The 376-nt window shown below is 32.4% G+C and carries 1 protein-coding gene; it reads left to right on the top strand.

The window, feature by feature from the left end:
* The coding region (locus tag IDG60_RS03055; RefSeq protein ID WP_206160460.1) for a DUF4889 domain-containing protein at positions 1 to 125 on the top strand (125 nt) is incomplete at its 5' end.
* Positions 126 to 376: the final 251 nt, after the last annotated feature.

The raw sequence follows: 376 nt of genomic DNA, 5'->3' as shown, positions 1-376 counted from the left end.
TAATTGTTTATAAATTAGCAGATTCAGATAAAATTGTTAAAGTTAAAAAAGTTGACCATGATGACGTCCCTCACGGTTTAATGATGAAAATTCATGACATGGGCAAAATGCACATGAAACACTAATTGTAATTTAAATTACAAATTTTAGTTGCCATCAAGGTATATACGAGTAAAAGCAGCGGTAAGTTGATTTCCAATTTGGAATCATCTTACTGCTGCTTTTTAAGAATTACTGTGTCAGTCTATTTTCGGTTCGCCTGCGCTTTTGCGCATGCATAAAAGCCCCTAACAACCAAAGGTTGTAAGGGGCTTTAAATGTCAGATAGTATTTTTTAAATTGATTTTAAATATTCTTGACCTTTTGCTTTGTCATA

Source organism: Staphylococcus sp. EG-SA-2, assembly GCF_017152085.1.
Note: the sequence above shows the minus strand (reverse complement) of the source record. Positions and strands in the feature narration are given on the sequence as shown.